A 3032-nucleotide genomic window follows, 5' to 3' on the forward strand; every position below is an offset into this window, starting at 1 on the left:
GATCGAGCCGCCGAGCTGGCCGCCGACCGACTTGCCGATATTGGCGGCCATCCCGCCGATCACCTGGTTGGTGACCGATCGCGTCACGTCCCGCGCAATGACTTGGCCGGCCGACAGGCGGCCCCGCTTGACGTTGGTGCCGAAGATGGTGCCGACGATCGAGCCGATCTGGCCGAGGATACCGCCGCCGCTTGCGCCGGCCGGACCGTCCACCGTTACCGCCGTGCCGGCGATCCGCTTCTGAAGGATCTCATAGGCGGACTCGGCATCGACGGCAGTGTCGTATTTGCCCTTCACCGGGCTTGCAGCCATGATCGCCTTGCGCTCATCCGGCGTGATCGATCCGATGCGGGCCGAGGGCGGCCGGATCATCACCCGCTCCACCATCGCGGGCGTGCCGTTACCTTCGAGGAAGGACACCAGCGCCTCGCCCTTGCCGAGCTCCATGATCACCTTGGCGGTGTCGAGCTTCGGGTTGGGACGGAAGGTCTGGGCCGCGGCCGCAACGGCCTTCTGGTCGCGCGGCGTAAAGGCGCGCAGCGCATGCTGCACCCGGTTACCGAGCTGCCCGAGCACGCGGTCCGGCACGTCGATCGGATTTTGCGTCACGAAGTAGACGCCGACGCCCTTGGAGCGGATCAGGCGCACCACCTGCTCGATCTTGTCCATCAGCGCCTTGGGCGCGTCGTTGAACAACAGATGCGCCTCGTCGAAGAAGAACACGAGTTTCGGCTTGGGCAAATCGCCAGCCTCGGGCAGCTCCTCGAACAGCTCCGACAACATCCACAACAGGAATGTCGCGTAAAGCCTGGGGTTCTGAAGCAGCTTGTCAGCGACCAGGATATTGACCATGCCGCGGCCATCGCGGTCGGTCTTCATGAAGTCTTTCAGTGTCAGCGCCGGCTCGCCGAAGAATTTGGTGCCGCCCTGGTTCTCCAACACCAGGAGCTGGCGCTGGATGGTGCCGACGGTGGCCTTGGTGACGTTGCCGAACCCCTGCGCGGCCTTCTTGACGTCGGCCAGCGGGCTCTCTTCGGCATCCGCACCCTTCTTGCCGGTATCCGGCACGATGGCATCGAGCAGCGCGCGCAGATCTTTCATATCGATGAGGGTGAGGCCGGCGTCGTCGGCGACGCGGAAGGCGACGTTGAGCACGCCTTCCTGCACATCGTTCAGGTCGAGCATGCGCGCGAGCAGAAGCGGCCCCATTTCCGTGACGGTCGCCCGCACCGGATGGCCCTGCTCGCCGAACACATCCCAGAACACGGTCGAGAACTGGTCGGGCTGGAATGTCAGCCCCATCTCGGTGGCGCGCTTGAGGATGAAGTCCGCGGGCACGCCGATCTCGGAGATGCCGGAGAGATCGCCCTTGATGTCGGCCGCGAAGACCGGAACACCGGCACGCGCAAATCCTTCCGCCATCACCTGCAGCGTCACCGTCTTGCCGGTTCCGGTTGCGCCCGTGACGAGGCCGTGGCGATTGGCGAGCGCCAGCGTCAGCCAGGCCTGCTCGTCTCCCTTGCCGACGAAGATCTTGTCGTCGGTATCGCCGAGCTTGCTGTCCTGTGCGGTCATTATTCTCTCTGATCTCTCTGCCGGGTTTCGCGTATTGAACTCAAAGGCGGCAGTTCCGTAGTTTAATGCATGTCGCACGTCGATTGAAACCATTCAAAGCGCCCGACATGCGACATTGTCGGATAGGTGGACGACATCAGCCGAAAGTAGGAACGCGGCGTTCGCAACGCGGCAATTTTTCGCCGATTCCATCTCCGCTCTTGCACCGCTGCAACACTTCTCACGCGTTCGAAGATGAATCGCGACGACGGCTGCGTTCATCGCTTGTATTTCACATCACACCGGCTCAAGATCATTTTCGAAAGCAATATTCCGGCAAGCAAACCGGCTGAGGGGCGGGCCTTATGGACGAGCTGATCGGGCGGCTGGCGACAAACGCCAGCATAGATGGTGCTGTCGCCGAAAAGACCGTCGGCATCATCCTGGGCTTCCTCCGCAGTGAGGGTCCTTCCGACAGCGTGCAGGCCCTGATCGATCATATCCCCGGAGCGGAAGCCGCGATCGAGGCGTCCAGGAGCGGCGGCGGACTGTCGCGGTTGATGGGCGGCGGCTTGATGGCGGTCGGCACGCGCCTGATGGGCCTGGGACTTGGCATGTCCGAGATTCAAAACGTCGCCCGTGAACTTTTCCGCTTCGGCCGAGACAAAATCGGAGCAGATCAGATGGGCAAGATCGTTGCGGGGACGCCGGGCCTCAGCCAGTTCGCCTGAAGCCTTGGCATTTCATATCGAGTATCATGACATATCCGATCTCCGAGATTGAGGGCCTGTCGGTCTTTGCCGCCAACAAGTTGAAGGCGCAGGGCATCCGCACGACCGATGCCCTGCTCGAAGCGGCCGGCACGGTGAAGGGCCGCAAGGCGCTTTCCGCCAAGACCGGCATCAGCGAGCAGCTGCTGCTGGAATGGGCCAACGTCTCCGACTACATGCGTATCCCCGGCATGGGCCGCGCCAAGGTCGGCCTGGTCCGCGCCGCCGGCGTCACCACCGTGCGTGAGCTCGCCTATCGGAATCCGGCAAGGCTCGCCCAGAGCATGCGTGACGCCAACGAGAAGAAGAAGCTGCTCCGCATCCTGCCTTCCGAGAAGTCGGTCGGCGACATCATCGCCCAGGCGAAGAAGCTGCAGCCGAAGATCACGTATTGATGCTAGCTCCGTCATCCCCGCGCAACCGCGAAGCGGTTGTCGCTGGAGGCGAAGCACGGGATGCAACGCATCCCGTGGAGAGCCTCGAAGGATGCACGGCCACCGCTGCGTCGGCACGGAGACAGCCGGGCCGTCGCCCTTCGAGGGCCGCTGAAGAAGCGGCCACCTCCAGCGACAACGGCTTCGCCGTTGCGCGGGGGTGACGGTGATGGAGCGGTGCTGGTCCCCCCTCCCCGCTTGACTCCCCCTCCCCGACCGCGCAAAGCCACGCGCATGAATGCCTCGCCCTCCCCATCCGTCCCGCCGGCCGGCT

3 protein-coding genes are annotated in these 3032 nt (G+C 63.9%); 2 read left to right on the forward strand and 1 reads right to left on the reverse strand.

Going from position 1 to position 3032, the window contains the following annotated elements:
* Window positions 1-1575 (reverse strand): helicase HerA-like domain-containing protein (locus tag MOV75_RS32700; RefSeq protein ID WP_247007391.1); only part of this gene is annotated, 1575 nt, incomplete at its 3' end.
* Window positions 1576-1919: 344 nt separating this feature from the next.
* On the opposite strand from MOV75_RS32700, the gene MOV75_RS32705 reads away from it, so the two are divergent.
* On the forward strand, window positions 1920-2285 hold the full coding sequence (locus MOV75_RS32705) for a DUF2267 domain-containing protein (protein ID WP_246926103.1): 366 nt from the start codon (window positions 1920-1922) through the stop codon (window positions 2283-2285).
* A 26-nt stretch (window positions 2286-2311) separates the two neighbouring features.
* Window positions 2312-2719, forward strand: a complete 408-nt coding sequence (locus MOV75_RS32710; RefSeq protein ID WP_246926101.1) for a DUF4332 domain-containing protein — start codon at window positions 2312-2314, stop codon at window positions 2717-2719.
* The last annotated feature ends 313 nt before the right edge of the window (window positions 2720-3032 follow it).

The sequence above is a fragment of the Bradyrhizobium sp. PRIMUS42 genome (genome assembly GCF_023006515.1).
Classification (GTDB): Bacteria; Pseudomonadota; Alphaproteobacteria; order Rhizobiales; family Xanthobacteraceae; genus Bradyrhizobium.